The organism is Segniliparus rotundus DSM 44985 (assembly GCF_000092825.1).
Classification (GTDB): domain Bacteria; phylum Actinomycetota; class Actinomycetes; order Mycobacteriales; family Mycobacteriaceae; genus Segniliparus; species Segniliparus rotundus.
In genome coordinates, this window is sequence record NC_014168.1 from 480863 (window position 1) to 497831 (window position 16969).

Annotated in this window: 19 protein-coding genes and 1 tRNA gene; 8 read left to right on the forward strand and 12 right to left on the reverse strand. The window is 66.6% G+C overall.

Features of this window, described 5'->3' with window-relative positions; genetic code table 11:
• Window positions 1-12: 12 nt before the first annotated feature.
• The 3 genes from SROT_RS16340 to SROT_RS16960 form a co-directional block, all read right to left on the reverse strand.
• On the reverse strand, window positions 13-756 hold the full coding sequence (locus SROT_RS16340; protein ID WP_013137443.1) for a hypothetical protein: 744 nt from the start codon (window positions 754-756) through the stop codon (window positions 13-15).
• Between the two features lie 457 nt (window positions 757-1213).
• Entirely contained in the window at window positions 1214-1762 is a 549-nt protein-coding gene (locus SROT_RS16955; RefSeq protein ID WP_041406843.1) for a hypothetical protein, read from the reverse strand.
• Between the two features lie 190 nt (window positions 1763-1952).
• The gene (locus SROT_RS16960) at window positions 1953-2219 is read right to left on the reverse strand and encodes a hypothetical protein (protein ID WP_013137444.1); all 267 of its coding nucleotides are present in this window, start codon (window positions 2217-2219) and stop codon (window positions 1953-1955) included.
• Between the two features lie 69 nt (window positions 2220-2288).
• Between SROT_RS16960 and SROT_RS16965 the strand changes: the two genes are divergently transcribed.
• Window positions 2289-2831 carry a tyrosine-type recombinase/integrase gene (locus tag SROT_RS16965; RefSeq protein WP_049773267.1) on the forward strand — a complete coding sequence of 181 codons (543 nt, stop codon included), beginning with the start codon at window positions 2289-2291 and terminating at the stop codon, window positions 2829-2831.
• 21 nt (window positions 2832-2852) lie between these two features.
• Here SROT_RS16965 and SROT_RS02540 read toward each other — a convergent pair.
• The 5 genes from SROT_RS02540 to SROT_RS02560 all read right to left on the reverse strand — a co-directional run bounded on the left by SROT_RS02540 (window position 2853) and on the right by SROT_RS02560 (window position 6919).
• Window positions 2853-2925: transfer RNA gene (locus tag SROT_RS02540), tRNA-Ala, on the reverse strand.
• Between the two features lie 74 nt (window positions 2926-2999).
• Window positions 3000-3962 (reverse strand): divisome protein SepX/GlpR, encoded by a 963-nt coding sequence (gene sepX, locus SROT_RS02545; RefSeq protein WP_013137445.1) that lies wholly within the window; start codon window positions 3960-3962, stop codon window positions 3000-3002.
• 43 nt (window positions 3963-4005) lie between these two features.
• Window positions 4006-4671 carry a GNAT family N-acetyltransferase gene (locus tag SROT_RS02550; RefSeq protein WP_013137446.1) on the reverse strand — a complete coding sequence of 222 codons (666 nt, stop codon included), beginning with the start codon at window positions 4669-4671 and terminating at the stop codon, window positions 4006-4008.
• A gap of 1 nt (window position 4672) precedes the next feature.
• On the reverse strand, window positions 4673-5926 hold the full coding sequence (gene glp / locus SROT_RS02555; RefSeq protein ID WP_013137447.1) for a molybdotransferase-like divisome protein Glp: 1254 nt from the start codon (window positions 5924-5926) through the stop codon (window positions 4673-4675).
• 9 nt (window positions 5927-5935) lie between these two features.
• Window positions 5936-6919, reverse strand: a complete 984-nt coding sequence (locus tag SROT_RS02560) for a UTP--glucose-1-phosphate uridylyltransferase (protein WP_013137448.1) — start codon at window positions 6917-6919, stop codon at window positions 5936-5938.
• A gap of 224 nt (window positions 6920-7143) precedes the next feature.
• Between SROT_RS02560 and SROT_RS02565 the strand changes: the two genes are divergently transcribed.
• Complete coding sequence (locus SROT_RS02565) at window positions 7144-7698, forward strand: 5-formyltetrahydrofolate cyclo-ligase (RefSeq protein WP_013137449.1); 555 nt, start codon at window positions 7144-7146, stop codon at window positions 7696-7698.
• A 21-nt stretch (window positions 7699-7719) separates the two neighbouring features.
• Here SROT_RS02565 and SROT_RS02570 read toward each other — a convergent pair whose 3' ends face one another.
• Window positions 7720-8562, reverse strand: a complete 843-nt coding sequence (locus SROT_RS02570) for a sensor domain-containing protein (protein WP_148223315.1) — start codon at window positions 8560-8562, stop codon at window positions 7720-7722.
• Window positions 8563-8795: 233 nt separating this feature from the next.
• Between SROT_RS02570 and SROT_RS02575 the strand changes: the two genes are divergently transcribed.
• Together SROT_RS02575 and pth are read left to right on the forward strand one after the other, a co-directional pair.
• Window positions 8796-9425 carry a 50S ribosomal protein L25/general stress protein Ctc gene (locus SROT_RS02575; RefSeq protein WP_013137451.1) on the forward strand — a complete coding sequence of 210 codons (630 nt, stop codon included), beginning with the start codon at window positions 8796-8798 and terminating at the stop codon, window positions 9423-9425.
• Window positions 9426-9454: 29 nt separating this feature from the next.
• Window positions 9455-10018 (forward strand): aminoacyl-tRNA hydrolase, encoded by a 564-nt coding sequence (gene pth, locus SROT_RS02580; protein ID WP_041406849.1) that lies wholly within the window; start codon window positions 9455-9457, stop codon window positions 10016-10018.
• 16 nt (window positions 10019-10034) lie between these two features.
• Here the strand turns inward: pth and SROT_RS02585 are convergent, their stop codons facing one another.
• Window positions 10035-10412 carry a rhodanese-like domain-containing protein gene (locus SROT_RS02585; protein WP_013137453.1) on the reverse strand — a complete coding sequence of 126 codons (378 nt, stop codon included), beginning with the start codon at window positions 10410-10412 and terminating at the stop codon, window positions 10035-10037.
• Between the two features lie 29 nt (window positions 10413-10441).
• Window positions 10442-11014 carry a cupin domain-containing protein gene (locus SROT_RS02590; protein WP_013137454.1) on the reverse strand — a complete coding sequence of 191 codons (573 nt, stop codon included), beginning with the start codon at window positions 11012-11014 and terminating at the stop codon, window positions 10442-10444.
• A gap of 162 nt (window positions 11015-11176) precedes the next feature.
• Between SROT_RS02590 and efeU the strand changes: the two genes are divergently transcribed.
• From efeU to SROT_RS02610, 4 genes are all read left to right on the forward strand, one after another.
• A complete protein-coding gene (gene efeU, locus SROT_RS02595; protein ID WP_013137455.1) occupies window positions 11177-12025 on the forward strand; it encodes an iron uptake transporter permease EfeU in 849 nt (282 codons plus the stop codon).
• Between the two features lie 209 nt (window positions 12026-12234).
• Entirely contained in the window at window positions 12235-13389 is a 1155-nt protein-coding gene (efeO, locus tag SROT_RS02600; RefSeq protein WP_013137456.1) for an iron uptake system protein EfeO, read from the forward strand.
• A 12-nt stretch (window positions 13390-13401) separates the two neighbouring features.
• The gene (gene efeB, locus SROT_RS02605; protein WP_013137457.1) at window positions 13402-14676 is read left to right on the forward strand and encodes an iron uptake transporter deferrochelatase/peroxidase subunit; all 1275 of its coding nucleotides are present in this window, start codon (window positions 13402-13404) and stop codon (window positions 14674-14676) included.
• Entirely contained in the window at window positions 14676-15065 is a 390-nt protein-coding gene (locus SROT_RS02610; protein WP_013137458.1) for a GNAT family N-acetyltransferase, read from the forward strand. Before efeB ends, SROT_RS02610 begins: the two co-directional genes overlap by 1 nt.
• A gap of 15 nt (window positions 15066-15080) precedes the next feature.
• Here the strand turns inward: SROT_RS02610 and SROT_RS02615 are convergent, their stop codons facing one another.
• Window positions 15081-16871: an acetyl/propionyl/methylcrotonyl-CoA carboxylase subunit alpha gene (locus tag SROT_RS02615; RefSeq protein WP_013137459.1), complete on the reverse strand. Its 1791-nt coding sequence runs from the start codon at window positions 16869-16871 to the stop codon at window positions 15081-15083.
• Window positions 16872-16969 lie beyond the last annotated feature (98 nt).

Sequence of the window (16969 nt, forward strand, 5' to 3'; positions counted from 1 at the left end):
GAATATATCCACCTAATGGGCGACTTTTTCAAGCGAGTCCTGCTGATGTTGCACCGAAGAGGCGAATTTTTCGAAGTAGCCTTTGGCGCTTCCGGCTGCCTTGCCTGTCCAAGAATCCAGCATGAACACCATATCTTCGCTGATGTTTTGGCCATATGAGTTGTAGAATTCTCCGATTTTTCTGAGAGAGTCGGCGACTTTCCCGAACGCTTCCCAGTCACCGGTGAACTTTTCGAGCACCCATTTCCCTGGATTTACCCCGCAGACTTGGTCGATCGCCTCTAACACCCAGTGACTCAGGCTCAGCCAACTCCCAGCTCCGAGGGCCTTGTCAACCCCGCCGGGGATGATCTCTTCCGCTTTCGGGGGTTGTAGCTTGCTGGCGGGGTCTTCGGCCGAGAATCTGTGCAGGCCATGCCCGGTCCATTCCGGGGTGCCATTGTATTTGTTGTCAATCTGCTGGGCATGGTACTGGTCTGTGTGGGCGTACATGTCGCCCGCTTTTCCGACCTCATTTGCGGAAACCGTGGTCAGGCTATGCAGGAGCGTGAGATTTGTGTCGACCCCTTGGTGGATGTTTTTTATGCCGGATATGGCCGTCGACCATAGAAATTGACCAGCTATTCCGGCGCTCGTCCAGGACATGTCCTGGAGGTTCGTGTCTGAGTATTTCTTCGCGGCATCGATTTCTTCGGTGATTTTTATCTGGTGTTCTTTAAATGCGTAAAGCGCCGCTGGGTTAACTGTTACTGCCATTCTTCATCCTTTTGTTCAATGCCACCGAAAAAGATGGTTTCCTTACGCCTCGCTGGAATTTCCGCTATTTTGTTTGGCCAGGTTCTCCATCAAGTTTTGAAGCTCCTTTGAGGTGAGCTCTTCGATCACTTCGGGCGCCACCACGGTGAGGTTGCCGCCGAACAGCTTGTTGCCGTGCTCCGTGTCTTTGAGGTAGTCGGGGGTCTTGGCTCCTTCCCAAAGTTTTGACTAGCGGCACCTGCGCTCATGCCTCCCCTGCTGCCGCCCATCCCTGTGCCTTGGGCTGCGCCCGATCCGGCGCGGCCGTTCACGTTCACCACAGGCTTCGGGGCCGCGTAACCGGCTGGCCCGGTCTTCGCGGACAAGCACGGCTCATGATCCCCGCCGCTGAGCGTCCCGACACCGCCGCCGAGGCTTGGACCACCGGACGAGGAGCCGAACGTCGAGTCGCCCGCGCTCATCGCGTGTGTCGAGCTGGACTCGGACGGGTGTGTCGAGCTGGACTCGGACGGGTTGAGACCCGAACCAGGGAATGGCGAACCACCCGCAGGAGATCCGCCCGACGGGGCGCCACCGGCACCCGCGCCTTTGACCCGTCACCAGAACCAGCACCACTGTCCGAGCTTTGGCCCTCGCCACGATCCTCCACCGGGGCTTCGGGAGGGCTGCCCAAATACTCCAGCCCCGGGTACTCGGGTTCATCTGGCTCGTGGTGGTGGTTCCGCATCGCACGCGCGACGGCCTCCACCTGCGTCATCGGGGAGGTGCCAGGTGCGCATTGGCTGTTCTGGTCCGCCACTGACTTCGCCGTCGCCTGCGACTCCGCGACCGCCTGGACCTGTTTCGAATACCCGTCGAGCACCTCGGCGCCCAGCTTGCCTGTGCGCGCCAAATCCTCCAGCTCGTCGCGGGTCGCGTTGCCGGATTTCCCGAGCGAATTCAGCACAGCGCGGCACACCGGTCCGGACTTCCCTGCGTTCAGCGAGAAACCACCAGAATCAGACACTGGGTTCCTCGCTGAAGGGGGTGTCAGGGGTGGTCATGGTGTCCAGTTCCTTCGCTGCTGTCAAGTCTAGATGCGACCCCTCAATAGCTTAGACGCGCAAGACAGGCCCCAGGTTCCATCAGGCAGAAATCTCTCTCGCCGCCCTCGGGAACGCCGCGAGTTGCCTTCCTCGGCCATGATCATATCTCGGTCATGCGCGGTGGACGGTGACTTTCACCTGGTACGTGGTCACAGGGTCTTCAATGGGCACGACAATACTGCTCGACTGGTCGCTGTTGGGGACGGCGGTCAAAATACCGACGACCCAGGCTCCGGTCGGGGTGTCGATCCGCACGGGTCCGCCGCTGTCGCCGTGGTCATAAGGGAAGTGGTCGATCACTTTCTCCATGCTGGTGCTGGACCCAGTGAGGGCGCCGCACCGCAAACCCGTGCTAGCCCTGTAGGTGCGGACGTTCACGGATTGCCTAGCGGCGAGGAGCTGCGACAACTCCTGCGTCGTGTAGAAGCTCGGAGGGGCTTCGAAGCCATGATGTCGGGATTGTTGAAAGGGGCGCTCACGGTCGGGATGATGGCTGTGAAATCCCGCAGCGTCACTGAGATCGACGGGTTGGACTGGAAGACGCCGAAGACGCAGGAGCGCCGCACGGGGCCGTTCCCCGCGTCTATGAGCACGGATTTGGCGGCGCTCATGGAGGGCAAGAAACGCCCAGACCTGGTGTTCGCCAATTCGAGCGGCGACGTGCTGCGAGCGTCGAATTGGCGAACACGGGTCTTCAAGGTGGCGGTGCAAGCCTGCCGGGCCGTGGACGAGGAGTTCCCGACGATCACGCCCAGAGATTTGCGCCATACCGCCGCGTCCCTCGCGGTGTCAGCCGGGGCGAACGTGAAGTCCGTTCAGCGGGTGCTCGGGCACACCAAGGCCAGCATGACCTTGGGCGTGTACTCGGACCTTTTCGACACCGGCCTGGACCTCGTTGTGGACAATCTTGACACCGCGATTCTGGCTGCTGCGGGATTTCGCACCTGGCTGGAAAACGAGGAAACCCCTTCTGATCAGAGTCTCGCTTGATCAGAAGGGGTTTCCTCCTTGTGGAGCTGAGGGGAATCGAACCCCTGACCTCTTCGATGCGAACGAAGCGCGCTACCAACTGTGCTACAGCCCCAAAGCCTGGACAGCTCGACCACTATAGCCGATAGTGTCGCCCAGCCTCAAATTCTCTCTTGGCTCGTCGTGCCGTCACTGGCCGGATGCGCGGCGCAGGACGCCGTCATGCGGGGACGGGAGGTCCACGAAATCGGGGTCGTCCTCGTCGATGGCCACGACGCGCGGGCCGCGGGCTTTGCGGGCCGCGCGTCGCGCGGATTCGCCCGGCGCCGTTTCGCCGCGCTGCGACCCGCGCCGTTCTGCGCGAGGACGGGGCGCGGCGCGCTCGGCGTGCTCGGGGCCGCGACTGCGCGCGAACCGGGCCATGCGACGGGCGCGGATCTGCTCTTCGATGCGGACTTGGCGGCGCAGGTACGCCAAGTAGCCGACGAGCGTCGCGGCGATCACGGCGACCGCGTACCAGACCAGGGGGCTCATCGCGAACGCGAGGACCGTCGCGGCGACGAGCGAGACGATGAGGCCGAGCACGAAACGCTGGCGGACCGCGTAACGGTGCGCGCGGGCCGAGGCGTCGGCGTTCGGGTTGTAACCGCCGCGGCCGAGCCGGTGCGCGAGCTGCTGCAGCTCTGCTTCCTCACGGGCTTGCGCGTCTTCGTCGTCGTGTGCCGCGTGGCGCCGGTCTCGCACGGCGACCACTTCGGCGTCGTCCACGGGCTCGTCTTCGCGCTGGCGGCGGGGCGGGACGTCGTCCTCGATGAACTCGGCTTCGTCGGCGACCTCGTAGTCGTCGTTGTCTTGGGGGCTCTCGGCGCTCTCGGCGCTCTCGGCGTCGTCGGCGTCCGCGAACACTTCGGCCACGGGGCGGCGGGCGCCGCCGCCTTCCTCGTCCTCTTCTTCTTCGAAGGATTCGGCTGCGAGGCCGGGGCGGACGCGGTGTTTGAGTTTGTCCAGGCCGCCCCGGAAGAGCACGCGGGTGTTGAGCGCGGCCTGGCTGACGGTCATCACTTTCGGGCGGCGGTTCACGACCATGGGGACGAGGACGAAGAGCCACACCACCACGAGCAGTACCGAGAGGATCGAATTGGGCACGGACACCTGACCCAGCTCCTTATCGTCGACGAATCACACATGTGTGATTTCAGAGTAGCCGCGCGCGCCCGCCTGCTGGGGGTGCCGCGCCGAGGATCTTGCCCTCGCGGACAAGACGGTTCACGACCCCCCCTCTGGTTTCCGGGGCGGTGAGCCCGAAGAGAACATGGTCCCGCCACATGCCCTGCACCACGAGATAGTCCTTTATCAGTCCTTCCTCCCGGAAGCCGATTCTTTCCAGCACAGTTTTGCTGGCGAAGTTCTCTCTGCGTGTTGTGGCTTCGACCCGGTGCAGTTTGAGGGTTTGGAAACACCAGTCCACGGCCAAGGCTGCGGCCGCTGTGGCGACCCCGCCGCCGCAGACGCGCGAAGCCACCCAGTACCCGATCCACGCCGATTGCAGCGCTCCGCGCTGGACTCCGCCGATGGTCAATTGTCCCGCGTACGTCCGGTCCACCTCGATGACCAACGGGTAGACGACGCCTTTTTTGGTGTGCGCGCGCAGCTGGCTCCACAACGAGAGCCAATGCTGCGCCTTATGGCGTTCTTCCCAGCCGCGGCCCGGTCCGGGCTCCCACGGTTCGAGGTGTTGTTGGTCTGCAATTCTCGCTTGGCTCCACGAACGCGCGTCGGTCAGCCGGATCGGGCGCAGCCGCACCTCGCCGCCGGGGGTTGTGACCGGGCCGAGGACGGGGTTCGCGACTGTTTTCGCCAGTTCAGCCTCGTTGTCCCAAGAAGATCACGTCCACGGGGTCGCCTTCGCGCACGCCGGAGGCGTCTTCGGAGATGTTGATGAGGCAGTTCGCCTCGCCGAGCTGGGAGAGCAGGTGCGGGTTGCTCGCGAGCACGCCGCCGAGGGGCTCGACGAGATATTCCCCGGTCTCGTCGTCCCGCATGAGCTTGCCCCGGATGTAACTGGTCCGCCCGATCACTGACGTGAGTGTTTCTGTCGCCACAGCTTTGAGCACCCGCCGTCGGGGGGAGAGCCTGCCCAGCGCCGAGCGGATCAGCGGGCGGATGATCACCTCGAACACGACCAGCGCGCTGACCGGGTTGCTCGGGATGAAGAATGTGGGGACGCCTTCTTCGCCGAGCGCCCCGAAGCCTTGCACCGAGCCGGGGCTCATCGCGACGCGCGACACTTCCCATTGCCCGAGCTCGGAGAGCGCCTGGTTGACGTTGCGCCCGACGTCGCCGCCGACGGGGCCAGAGATGATGACGACCTCGGCCCGGCCGAGCTGGCCTTCGACAATGTCTTTGATCTGGCGTTCGTCATGGGGGACGATGCCGACGCGGTGCGCTTCGGCTCCGGCGTCGCGGGCGGCGGCGGCGAGCGCGTAGGAGTTCACGTCGTACACCTGCCCGCTGCCTGGTGTGCGGTCCACGTCGATCAGCTCGGCTCCCACCGACAACACGGAGACTCGTGGTTTGGGGTGCACGAGCACTCGGTCGCGGCCGACCGCGGCGAGCAAGCCCACTTGCGCGGGGCCGATGATCGTGCCGGAGCGGACGACGACGTCGCCTGCTTTGAGGTCGTCGCCTGCTTTGCGGACGAAGTCGCCGGAGCGCACGCCGAGGTCCACGCGGATGCGCTCGATGCCGCCGTCGGTGAACGCGATCGGCAGGACCGCGTCGGCGAGAGAGGGCAGGGGCGCGCCTGTTTGCAGCAGCACCGCTTGATGCGGTTGGAGCCGCGCGGGCTGCTTGTTGCCCGCCTCGATGTCGCCGACCACCGGCAGGAACAGGGGGTCGGGGTGCGGGTCGTCGTCCATCGGCTCTGGCAGAGCGACGTCGACGCCCCGGACGGCGTAGCCGTCGACTGCTGCCTGGTCGAAGCCAGGGAAGGAACGACCGGAGATGACGTCCTCGGCGCATTGCAAACCTTGCGCCTCGGAGATCGCCACACGGATAGGGCTCGGGGCAACGGCGGCTGCTAAGACGCGCCGGAGCTGTTCAGCGACTGATCGCACGCGCCGAGCTTAACTCAGCCCGAGCCGGCTGATCAACCAAGCGCGCAGGCCGGGGCCGTACTCTTCTCGGTCCAATGCGAAATCGATCGAGGCTTTCAGGTAGCCGCCGGGGTTGCCGAGGTCGTGGCGGTAGCCGTCCCAGACCACGAGATGCACAGGGCGGCCTCGGTCGATGAGCAGGGCAATCGCATCGGTGAGCTGGATCTCTCCGCCCGCCCCTGGGGCGACTTCGCGCAGGGCGTCGAAGATGGCCCGTTCCAAGATGTACCGTCCCGCGACGGCCAGATTCGACGGGGCCTTCTCGGCGGGCGGTTTCTCGACCAGGCCGCGCACACGGCGCACCGGGCCTTCCTGTTCGACGACGTCGAAGACGCCGTACGCGCTGATCTCCTCACGCGGGACCGGGAACGCGCAGATGACGCTGCCGCCGTGTTCGGCACGCACTTGCGCCATGAGATTGAGCGCGCCCACCTTCTCGCGGATTTCGATCTGGTCGCAGATGTCCCGCTCGCGCTCCTGCGCCACTTGTTGCGGGGATTTGAGCACGAGGTCGTCGGGCAGCAGGACCGCGATCGCGTCGTCGTCCGGATGCAGCAAGGGTTCGACTTGGGCGATGGCGTGGCCGAGCCCGAGCGGTTGATGTTGGATGACTGACTCGACCTTGATGAGCTTGGGGGCGCGGCGCACTTTCTCCAACATGGCCGATTTGCCTTTGGCCTCCAGCGCGCTTTCGAGCACAAGGTCTTCGACGAAGTGGGCGACAACGGAGTCTTTGCCCTCGGAGGTGACGATGACCAGGCGCTGCGCCCCGGCCTGGGCGGCCTCGGCGGCCACGAGTTCGATCCCCGGGGTGTCCACCACGGGCAGGAGTTCTTTCGGGACTGACTTGGTCACGGGGAGGAAGCGGGTGCCCATGCCGGCGGCGGGGACCACCGCGGTGTGGGGCATGCCAGGGCGAGGAAGGGTGGAGAGGGAATTCTCGTTCTCAGCCATGGCACACAGCCTAGAGGCATCGGCCGGGAAAAGCTCAGCGAGATGCCGAAAATGAGCGCCGCCGCGCGGCGGGACGCGGGGCGGCGGAAAAATTGCGCGCGCACAATGGTTCTGTTACGCTTTCGGGGCGGCCCGCTCCTCGGCCTTGTTTCCCCTCCCCCCGTCTAGGGTCGGGTTGAGCGGGCCGCCTTTCTTTTCTCCCCGCTTTTGGCCAACATGGTCGTATGGGACCGCAATCCTCCGCGCAACGCAAAGCCGCGCTTCGGGCGCAGACCAGGTCCGCGCGGCGCGCGCTCTCGGACGCGCAGCGGGCAGCGCGGGACCGGGCGGTCGACGCCCAGGCCGCGCGGATCGCCGAGCGGTTCGGCCCCGGCGACGTGGTGAGCTCGTATGTGCCGACCAGTCTCGAGCCGGGGTCCGACCGCATGTTGGCGGCGTTCGCCGACCGGGGGGCGAGCGTGCTCGTCCCTGTTGTCGTCGGCGTGGACGCGGCGCTCGCGTGGCGGCATTGGCCGGAGGAAGGGCAAGACGCGCCACCAGGCGCGTTGGCCGAGGCGGCAGTCGTTCTTGTGCCCGCGCTCGCGGTCGACCGGCGGGGTGTTCGCCTCGGTCAAGGCGGGGGGCATTACGACCGCAGTTTGGCCGAGGCAGGTCCAGGGGCGATGCTCGTCGCGGTCGTGGACGACCGGGAGCTGGTGGACGAGCTGCCGTGCGAGCCGCACGACGAGCTGCTGGGCTGGGCGCTCACCCCGAAGGGGCTGTGGCGCCTGGGCGGCTGAGGTTCGGCGAGGCGCTGCGGCTCAGCGAGAGGATCGGGCTTGGCGCTCGATGCGGCTCAGCGCGGATTGGGCCAGCTCCCGCATTTTCGGCGCGGGCGAGGGGTAGCAGGACGTGATTTCCACGGCGGCGTTGTGCGCGGCGATCAAGGCGTTGTTGCAGAACCATGCTTTTCCGAGCGCGGAGAGAGTCCAGAGCAGGATATTGGGGGAGCCAGAGCTCGGCTGCCCGATCAGCTGGAAGGTGCTGTTGCCGCCCCCTTGTGTGGAGCCGGTGATCGGCGTTCCTTCGCAGTGCTCGCGCATCGCCGCGGCTTCGGCGATCACATCGGTCGCCGAGAAGCCTTCCCGGTACACCGCCGCGATCTCGACGATCTGCGCGTGCTCTTTGTCCCCGGGCTTCGGCGCGATCGCGGAGGCGCTCGCCACTTGGCCGCGCATGAGCAGCGGCGAGTCCACTTCGAGCACCAGGGCGCGGCATTCGGGAGGGGAAGCGCTGGAATACATGCTCTCGATGTTGCCGCTGGCGTTGAAGTGTCCGGGCTCGAAGAGGCTTTGGATCGCTTCGGCGGCGATCGGCGCGACCCGTTGCGAGGATTGCGCCCGCCGGGCACCGGGTTCTTTCGGGTCCCCGCACGAGGCGAGGGCTGTGATCGTCACGGCCACGCCGAGCGCTCGCGTGATCTTGAGCAGGGGAAATGATGGCAGACGGGCTTGCTCCAGCGGCTTCGCGAGCGTGTCGGCGCGCTCTGAAGCCCTTTCGGCGAGCGCGAGGAGGTCCGCGCCGCCGCGCTGGGGGCGGCTGGCGAGGCCGGTGGCGGCGCGGGCTGGCACCGGCGCGGCGCGCGGCCGGGAGCGTGGGAACATGCGCTCAGTGTAGTGACACAAACCGCCCGCGCACACACGGAATTGCATGGGCGGCTCGGATGCATTATTCTCGCACTTTGAACAGCGCTGGCGAGGGCTGGTGCTGGTCAGTTCGACCAGCACTCGCCGTGATCGACGGAACGCGAACTCTGCACAACCCAGGTTCGGCCGAATCAGTCTTGCTCGGCGGCGCGGTCAACACGACGACTGAACGAACCTGAGGAGCTCCCCACATGGCTGAAACCGCCCGCGTTGAAGCGACTGTCCGCGACGAGTTCGGCAAGGGCGCGTCCCGCCGCGCCCGCCGAGACGGCCACGTGCCCGCCGTCCTCTACGGCCACGGCATCGATCCGAAGCACTTCAACATTCCCGCGAAGGAATTCGCCCGCGTTCTGCGCGCCAACGGCGTCAACGCCATCGTGAGCTTGCACGCCGGGGGCGAAGAGCACCTCGCCCTGACCAAGACGGTCGTGGTGCACCCGACCAAGAGCTACTTGCAGCACGTCGACCTCCAGGTCATCCGCCGCGGCGAGCGCATCGCCGTCGACGTGCCCGTCGTGCTGACCGGCTCCGCCGCCTCCGGCTCTGTGGTCCAGCACGAGACCACCACCCTGTCGGTCGAGGCCGAGGCGATGCACATCCCGGAGCAGATCGAGGTCTCCATCGAAGGTTTGGAGATCGGCTCGAAGATCATCGCCAGCGAGCTGGAGCTGCCCGAGGCCGTGTCGCTGACCGGCGACCCCGAGCAGATGATCGTGCAGATCAACGAGGCTCGCGCCGCCCAGGTCGAGCAGGATTCGGCCGAGGGCTCGGACGAAGCCGAGGCCGACTCCTCCGCCGAAGACGGCGGCGAGGAGAGCTGACTGCGAGCGTCGGCGGGCCCTGCGGTCCGATCGTGATCGCCGGGCTGGGCAACCCCGGCCCCAAATACGAGAAGACCCGCCACAACGTCGGCCACATGGTCGTGGACCTGCTCCTCGCTCGGGCAGGCGGGTCGTTGCGTGCGCACAAAACCTCAGGCATGCTCGCGGCACGGCTGTCCTTCCACGGCCGCGGGGTGATCCTGGGCAAGCCCACGGCGTACATGAACGTCTGCGGCCCGCAGATCGCCAAGCTCGCGAAGTACTTCTCCGTGCCCGCGGCGGATGTCGTCGCTGTGCATGACGAACTCGATATCGGGTTCGGGCTGGTGCGGCTCAAACGCGGCGGCGGGGAGGCCGGGCACAACGGCCTGCGCTCGCTGTCCTCTTCGCTCGGCACCAAGGAGTACTGCCGGGTCCGGGTCGGCGTCGGCCGTCCGCCGGTCGGGACGCAGACGGCGGATTTCGTCCTCGCCGGTTTCCGCGCCGACGAGCGCAAGGAGCTCCCCGGCCTGCTGGAGCGTTCCGCCGACGCGGTGGAGGCATTGGTGCGCGAGGGGCTTGAGGCGGCGCAGAATCGCGTCCATTCGGCATAGCCGAGGCGGGCCGCGCCTACTGGCGCGCGCCGCGGTCGGCCGCGACAGCCTGATAGCCGCCGACGACGTCGGTGGCCCGCCACAGGCCCAGGTCCTGCAGGCTGGCGGCGGCGAGGCTGGACGTGTACCCCTCGGAACAGAGGAGCACCCATTCCACGTCGTGGTCCACCGCCTGCGGGAGGCGCGCGTCGCTGGCCGGGTCGCAACGCCACTCCAACACATTGCGCTCGATGACCAACGCCTCCGGCAGTTCGCCCTCGCGAGCCCGTTGCGCGGCGGGCCGGATGTCCACCAGGATCGCGCCGCGCCGCAACGCAGCGGGAAGCTCATGCGGCTCAAGCCGGGCGAGCCGCGAACGCGCCTCGCCGAGGACTTCGTCGATCGTGCGTTTCACAACAGCGAGGTGAGTCGCCGGGGAGCGCGTCAACGCTTCGGCCGCTCGGGGACGTCGGTGAGCTCTGCGCGAACGCGGCGCAACGACTGCTGTTCGGTCACCTCGTAGTAGCTCATGACCGTCAACGGCGGCGAGTACGCGTGGACGGACAGCGCCGGGGCGGTGGAACCGGGCGCTGCGGCGCCCTTCACCAGGGGCGACACCCCCGGCTGTGCCCAGGTCACGTCGTGGACCCAACCCAGCGCGAACGCGGCTTGCGCCCCGGCGCCGAGGCGGCGTTCGCGAAGCCTGCTGCCGGTCCAACGCCATTCCGCGAGCGCCCCGTCGACGACGGTGAGCGCTCCCAGGGACCCGCCGTGGTCGTGCAGCTCCGTGGTGCGGTCCGGGACCCAGCTGATCGCCCAGACGTCGAGTTCGTCATCGGCGAACAGTTGCCGGCACCATCGGTCGTCGGTCGGCCATCCTCCCGCCGGGGGCAACAGGTGCGCCCAGGCCCCGTCTTTGATCTGTTCGGCCACATCGGCGGTGGTGCGCAGCAGATCAGCCGTGCTCAGCCGGGTGGGCAACGGGCGTTGCCGGGTCAAAAGGGACGGGGTGGACACGGGAGGTGCTCCTGAAGGGTCGTCTTGGTCGGGGGCAGGGCGGGGCTAGGAGCCCGAACAACACCGCAAGCTCACCTGAAGAGCACCAAGACGCATGAGAGCAGTATGGCAAAGACACGGCGATCCCGCAGCCGGGCCGCGGCGCCCTGCTAGCATCGGCGGATGCTCTTCGCCAATGCTCTCATCGGGTTGCGGGAAGGCCTGGAAGCATCGATCATTGTCACGATTCTCTGCGCCTTCCTGGTGAAATCCGGCCTCAAGAGTCATGTGAAATGGGTGTGGACCGGGGTCGCTGTCGCACTTGGGATCACGGTGACTGTTTTCCTCGTCATCACCTATGGCTCCTCGACGCTCTCCAGCCTCGGGCAGGAGTTCGTCGGCGGGGTCGCCTCGTTGGTCGCGGTGGCGATTGTGACCACGATGGTGCTGTGGATGCGCACCGCCGCCGCGTCGCTCTCCGGAGATCTGAAGGCGGCGTTGGCCAAGGCGGTCTCGCTCGGCCCTGCGGCTGTGGTGCTCATGTCCGGGCTCGCGGTCGGGCGCGAGGGGATTGAGACCGCGCTTTTGGTCTTCGACACGACCCAGAGCAACCCCAGCTCGCTCTATGGCCTGCTCGTCGGGGTCGCTGTCGCCGTCGCGCTCGCGATCGCCATGTATTTCGGGGCGCTGAGAATCAATTTGAGCGCGTTCTTCAAAGTCACCGGGGTCCTGTTGGTGTTCGTCGCCGCCGGCGTCTTGCGTTACGGGGTCAATGACCTGCAAGAGGCGGGGGCCCTGCCCGGCTCCGAACGTCTCGCGTTCGATGTTTCGGGGACTATCGACCCCAACACCTGGCCCGCGAAGCTTGTCGAGGGCATGTTCAACATCGTGCCCAATCCGACGCTGCTGTCCGCGATCGCCTGGTTGGTCTATGTCGTCGTGGTGCTGGCGGTGTTCCTGCGGCCGGTGCGGCCCCAATCGGCTGCGCCCCCCGCAGCGCAAGCCCAGCGGGGCGTTTCTGCGGACTCGTAGGGGCGCAGGCAGGCATCTCCTATCCGGCTTCGCAGATCAGTGCGGGTTTCCGGGGGAGTCTGCCCAGGGCGAAAAGGACGCCTTCTGCTACTGTCAGGCGAGGCGACTGCGCAGTCTGGCATCAGCTCTCGTCTGAAACCGGCGCCGTGTGCGACCAGCGCAGTGCGCAACCAGGCCGATGTGATTCGGCCACGACCGAAAGCGACCGAATGAGCAACAGATCCGCCCTCTCGATCATCCTCGCCCCGATGGGCGCCGCGCTCCTGGTCTCCGGCTGCGAGGCGAAGGTCAAACCCGGCCAAGCGTCCGGGGACATCGCCGTCACCGCGACGGACGACTCCTGTCAGCTCACCGCGAACAGCGCGAACACCGGCAACGTCGTTTTCAAGGTGACGAACAAGGGGACAAAGGTCACCGAGTTCTATGTGTACGGGGTCGGCGACCGGGTCATCGGCGAAGTGGAGAACATCGGGCCCGGCGTGACCCGGACGCTCATCGCGCCGCTCAGCGAGCCGGGCTCGTACCAAACCTCCTGCCGCCCCGGCATGATCGGCAACGGCGTCCGCAAGCCTTTCACGGTGACCGGGCCGTCCGTGGCGCAGGCCGATCCGAAGGGCCTGCTCGCCAACGCCGCTTCGGAGTACAAACGGTACGTGGTGAGCCAGATCGACGCCCTCAAACAGGCGACCGCGGAGTTCGCCGACAAGATCAAGGCGGGCGACGTCGCCGGAGCCAAAGCCGTGTACCCGGTCGCCCGCCTCTACTACGAGCGGATCGAGCCCATCGCCGAATCCTTCCAGGACCCGAAGAACAACCTGGACCTGAAGATCGACATGCGGATCGACGACGCGAAGTCCGGTATCGTGTTCACGGGCTTCCACCGCCTGGAGCAGGATCTTTGGGAGGGCGTCAAACCCGACACGAACCAGATCGCCGACCAGCTCGTCGCCGATGTCGGCGAGCTGGACGCGAAGGTCAAAGACCCCGGTTTCACGTTCACCGGCCTCGACATCGCGCACGGCGCGCAACAGCTGCTCGACGAGGTCGCCGCCACCAAGATCACCGGCGAAGAGGACCGCTACTCGCACACCGACCTGTGGGACTTCCAAGCCAACATCGAAGGCTCCCAACATGCGATAGCGGCGTTGCGCCAGGTCATCGACGAGCGCAAGCCGGGCCTCGGACCGCAGATCGACGCCGCGTTCGCGAAGGTGCAGCAGGAGCTGGACGCCTTGCGCCAGGGCGACGGTTTCGTCTTCTACACCGACCAGACGGTCTCCCCGCAGAAACGCAAGGCGTTCTCCGACTCCATTGACGCGCTCTCCAAGCAAGTGAGCCAGGTGGAGGCGGTCGTCGCGGGCTAGGCTGGTCGAGTTATGAACAACTCTCTTGAACCCCGGTACTCCCGGCGCCAGCTCCTCGCCGTCGGCGGGGCAAGCGCGGTTGTGGCGGCTGGAGCGGGCGCCGCGGCGGGGCGCGCGCACATCCCTGAGCGCGCCGCCGCAGGATCGGACCGCGACGGGGTTGTGCCGTTCCGGGCCGCGCATCAGGCCGGGATCGTCACCGCGCAGCAAGACCAGCTGCATTTCGCCGCCCTCGATGTGATGACCGAGTCGCGCGAGGAACTGGTCGCCCTCATCAAACAGTGGACTGTGATGGCCGAGCGCATGACGAAGGGGCAGGAAGCGACCCCCGGAGGCGCCATGGGCGGCAATCCGCTCGCGCCGCCCCAAGACACCGGTGAGGCGTTCGACCTGGCGCCCGCCCAGCTCACCATCACCGTCGGCTTCGGCCCTGGGATCTTCGAGAAGGACGGCAAAGACCGGTTCGGGCTCGCGAAACACCGGCCGGAGCCGCTCACGCCGTTGCCCGGTTTCCCCGGCGACGCGTTGGAGCCCGCGCGTTGCGGCGGCGACGTCGTGATCCAAGCCTGCGCCAATGACCCGCAGGTCGCGGTCCACGCCGTGCGCAACCTGGTGCGAACAGGCTTCGGCGTGGTCTCGGTGCGTTGGTCCCAGCTCGGCTTCGGGCGCACCTCGTCCACCTCGACGCGCCAAGTGACGCCCCGGAATTTGTTCGGCTTCAAGGACGGCACCAACAACATCAAGGCCGAGGAAACAAACGAGCTCGACAAACACATCTGGGTGGCCAAGGACGACGGGCCGGACTGGCTTGTCGGCGGGACGTATCTCGTGGCCCGGCGGATCCGGATGAACATTGAGCGGTGGGACCGCGATTTCCTCAAGGACCAGGAGCAGACCATCGGGCGCACGAAGGAAAGCGGCGCCCCGCTGTCGGGCGGGGGCGAGTTCGAACCGCTGGACCTCGACGCGAAGCTCGGCGTCGAGCCCGCGATCCCCTGGAACGCCCATGTGCGCCTCGCCTCGCACCAAAATCTCGGCGGCATACGAATCCTGCGGCGCGGGTACAATTTCACGGACGGCTCCGATGGCGTGGGCCATCTGGACGCCGGATTGTTCTTCTTGGCGTTTTGCCGAGACCCGCAGAAACAGTTCGTGCCCATGCAACAGACCCTCGCCAAGAGCGACGCGCTCAACGAGTACATCAAGCACACCGGGTCCGCCCTTTTCGTCTGCCCGCCAGGACTTGGGGACGGCGAATACTGGGGCCAGAAGCTTTTCGAGGGCTGATGGGCCAAACCGGGTACGGGGTGCAAGTGGTCCAACGGCTGTTGCCGGACCAGTGGCGGATCCTGCGCAGGCTGCGGCTGGCCGGCCTTGTGGAGGTGATCGGCGAGGACCACGAGTACTACGCGAAAGAAGAAGCGTTCGACGAGGTCGCGTGGCAATCGATGATCGCGACCCACCCGCAGTTCGTGGCCAGCTCGCACAGCGTGCCCGTCGGGCTGGCCAGCCTCCTGTTGGAGCCCGAGCGGGAGGCGGAGGTCTCGTTCCTCTGGGTAGAGCCGCAGCACCGAGGCTCCGGGGTCGCCGAAGCGCTCATGGCCGCCGTCGCCGACTGGGTGAGCCGAGGCGGGTATCGCGCGGGGGAGACCTTGAAAAGGAACCGAAGGCTGTGAGCCCGAGGGCGCCGCTTAGCTTGCGGCGTCGGCGAGTTCTGCCAACACGGCTCCGGGGGAGACGGTCGCGCCGGTCTCCACATGCAGTTTCGTGATGACCCCGGATTTGTGGGCGCTGATCGGGTTCTCCATCTTCATGGCTTCCAGGACCGCGATGAGTTCGCCGGACTCCACCGTCTGGCCCAGCTCCACGGCCACCTTCACCACTGTGCCGCGCATCGGCGCGGTGACGCTGTTGCCGCCCTGGGCGGACGCGCCCGCGACCTTGTGCCGGGGCTTCGGCTTGCGCCGGATGACTCCGGTGTTGTTCGCAGCGGTGAAGAGCTCTTCGGGCAGCAGCACTTCGAGACGGCGACCGCCGACCTCGACCACCACGCCACGAGTGCCGAGGTTTTGTTCGTCGTCGTGCTCGGCGGGGTCGGCGAACGGGGCGACCGTGTTGTTCCATTCGGTCTCGATCCACCGCGTGTGCACGTTGAACTTCTGCCCGTCGCCGATGAACGCAGGGTCGCGCACCACGAGGCGGTGGAACGGGATCGTGGTGGCGAGGCCTTCCAGCGCGAACTCGTCCAGCGCGCGCCGCGCGCGGGCGAGGGCCTCGTTGCGGTCCCGGCCGGTGACGATGAGCTTGGCGAGCATGGAGTCGAACTGCCCGCCGACGACGGTCCCAGCCTCCACGCCGGAGTCGAGCCGCACGCCGGGGCCGTTGGGCTGGCGGTACGTGGTGATCTTGCCGGTGTTCGGGAGGAATCCGGTGCCCGCGTCCTCGCTGTTGATGCGGAACTCGAAACTGTGCCCGCGCGGCTCGGGGTCCTCGGAGATGGACAGCGTCGCGCCAGCGGCGATGCGGAACTGCTCCAGCACCAGGTCGATGCCGGCGGTCTCCTCAGTGACCGGGTGCTCGACCTGCAATCGGGTGTTCACTTCAAGGAAGGAGACGAGCCCGTCTTCGCCGACGAGGTATTCGACCGTTCCTGCGCCGTGGTAGCCCGTCTCGCGGGCGATGGCCTTCGCCGAGGAGTGGATGCTCTCGCGCTGCTCGTCGGTGAGGAACGGCGCCGGGGCCTCTTCGACAAGCTTCTGGAAGCGGCGTTGCAAGGTGCAGTCGCGGGTGCCGACGACGACGACGTTGCCGTGCGTGTCGGCCACGATCTGCGCCTCGACGTGACGCGGGCGGTCGAGGTAGCGTTCGACGAAACATTCGCCCCGGCCGAAGGCCGCAGTCGCCTCACGGGTCGCGGAGTCGAAAAGCTCGGGGATTTCCTCCATGGTCCGGGCCACCTTCATGCCGCGCCCGCCGCCGCCGAACGCGGCTTTGATGGCCACCGGCAGGCCGTGCTCCTGCGCGAAGGCGAGCACTTCGTCGGAGCTGCTCACCGGCTTGTCCGTGCCGGGCACCAGCGGCGCGCCCACTTTGAGCGCGATTCGACGCGCGGTCACCTTGTCGCCGAGGTCGCGGATCGCCTGCGGCGGGGGCCCGATCCAGACCAGGCCCGCGTCGATGACCGCCTGCGCGAAATCGGCGTTCTCGGACAGGAAGCCGTAGCCGGGGTGGATCGCCTTGGCTCCCGAGCGCTCCGCGACGGCGATGATCTTGTCGATGACGAGGTAGCTTTCCAGCGGGGTCTTGCCGCCGAGCGCGAAGGCTTCGTCCGCGAGCCGCGCGAACGGAGCGTTCGCGTCGGGCTCGGCGTAGACCGCAATGCTGCGCAGCCCCGCGTCTTGGGCCGCTCGAATCACCCGAATAGCGATCTCGCCTCGGTTGGCGACGAGAACCGAATCAAACGCCGTGGTGATGTTCGGCATTGCAACCTCCTGTTTTTGCCGTGTGCATGGCTTCCGCGTGGTGTTTTTTACAAGATGGACGGTATGGGGGACGAGTTGGGGCTGATCCCTGAGAGAAA

Coding starts and splice junctions, on each gene's coding strand:
- SROT_RS02560 (WP_013137448.1), bottom strand. CDS start 6,919: ATGGCTGAGAACGAGAATTCCCTCTCCACCCTTCCTCGCCCTGGCATG.
- SROT_RS02615 (WP_013137459.1), bottom strand. CDS start 16,871: ATGCCGAACATCACCACGGCGTTTGATTCGGTTCTCGTCGCCAACCGA.
- SROT_RS02610 (WP_013137458.1), top strand. CDS start 14,676: ATGGGCCAAACCGGGTACGGGGTGCAAGTGGTCCAACGGCTGTTGCCG.
- SROT_RS16965 (WP_049773267.1), top strand. CDS start 2,289: ATGATGTCGGGATTGTTGAAAGGGGCGCTCACGGTCGGGATGATGGCT.
- SROT_RS02565 (WP_013137449.1), top strand. CDS start 7,144: ATGGGACCGCAATCCTCCGCGCAACGCAAAGCCGCGCTTCGGGCGCAG.
- efeU (WP_013137455.1), top strand. CDS start 11,177: ATGCTCTTCGCCAATGCTCTCATCGGGTTGCGGGAAGGCCTGGAAGCA.
- SROT_RS02575 (WP_013137451.1), top strand. CDS start 8,796: ATGGCTGAAACCGCCCGCGTTGAAGCGACTGTCCGCGACGAGTTCGGC.
- SROT_RS02570 (WP_148223315.1), bottom strand. CDS start 8,562: ATGTTCCCACGCTCCCGGCCGCGCGCCGCGCCGGTGCCAGCCCGCGCC.
- efeB (WP_013137457.1), top strand. CDS start 13,402: ATGAACAACTCTCTTGAACCCCGGTACTCCCGGCGCCAGCTCCTCGCC.
- efeO (WP_013137456.1), top strand. CDS start 12,235: ATGAGCAACAGATCCGCCCTCTCGATCATCCTCGCCCCGATGGGCGCC.
- SROT_RS16340 (WP_013137443.1), bottom strand. CDS start 756: ATGGCAGTAACAGTTAACCCAGCGGCGCTTTACGCATTTAAAGAACAC.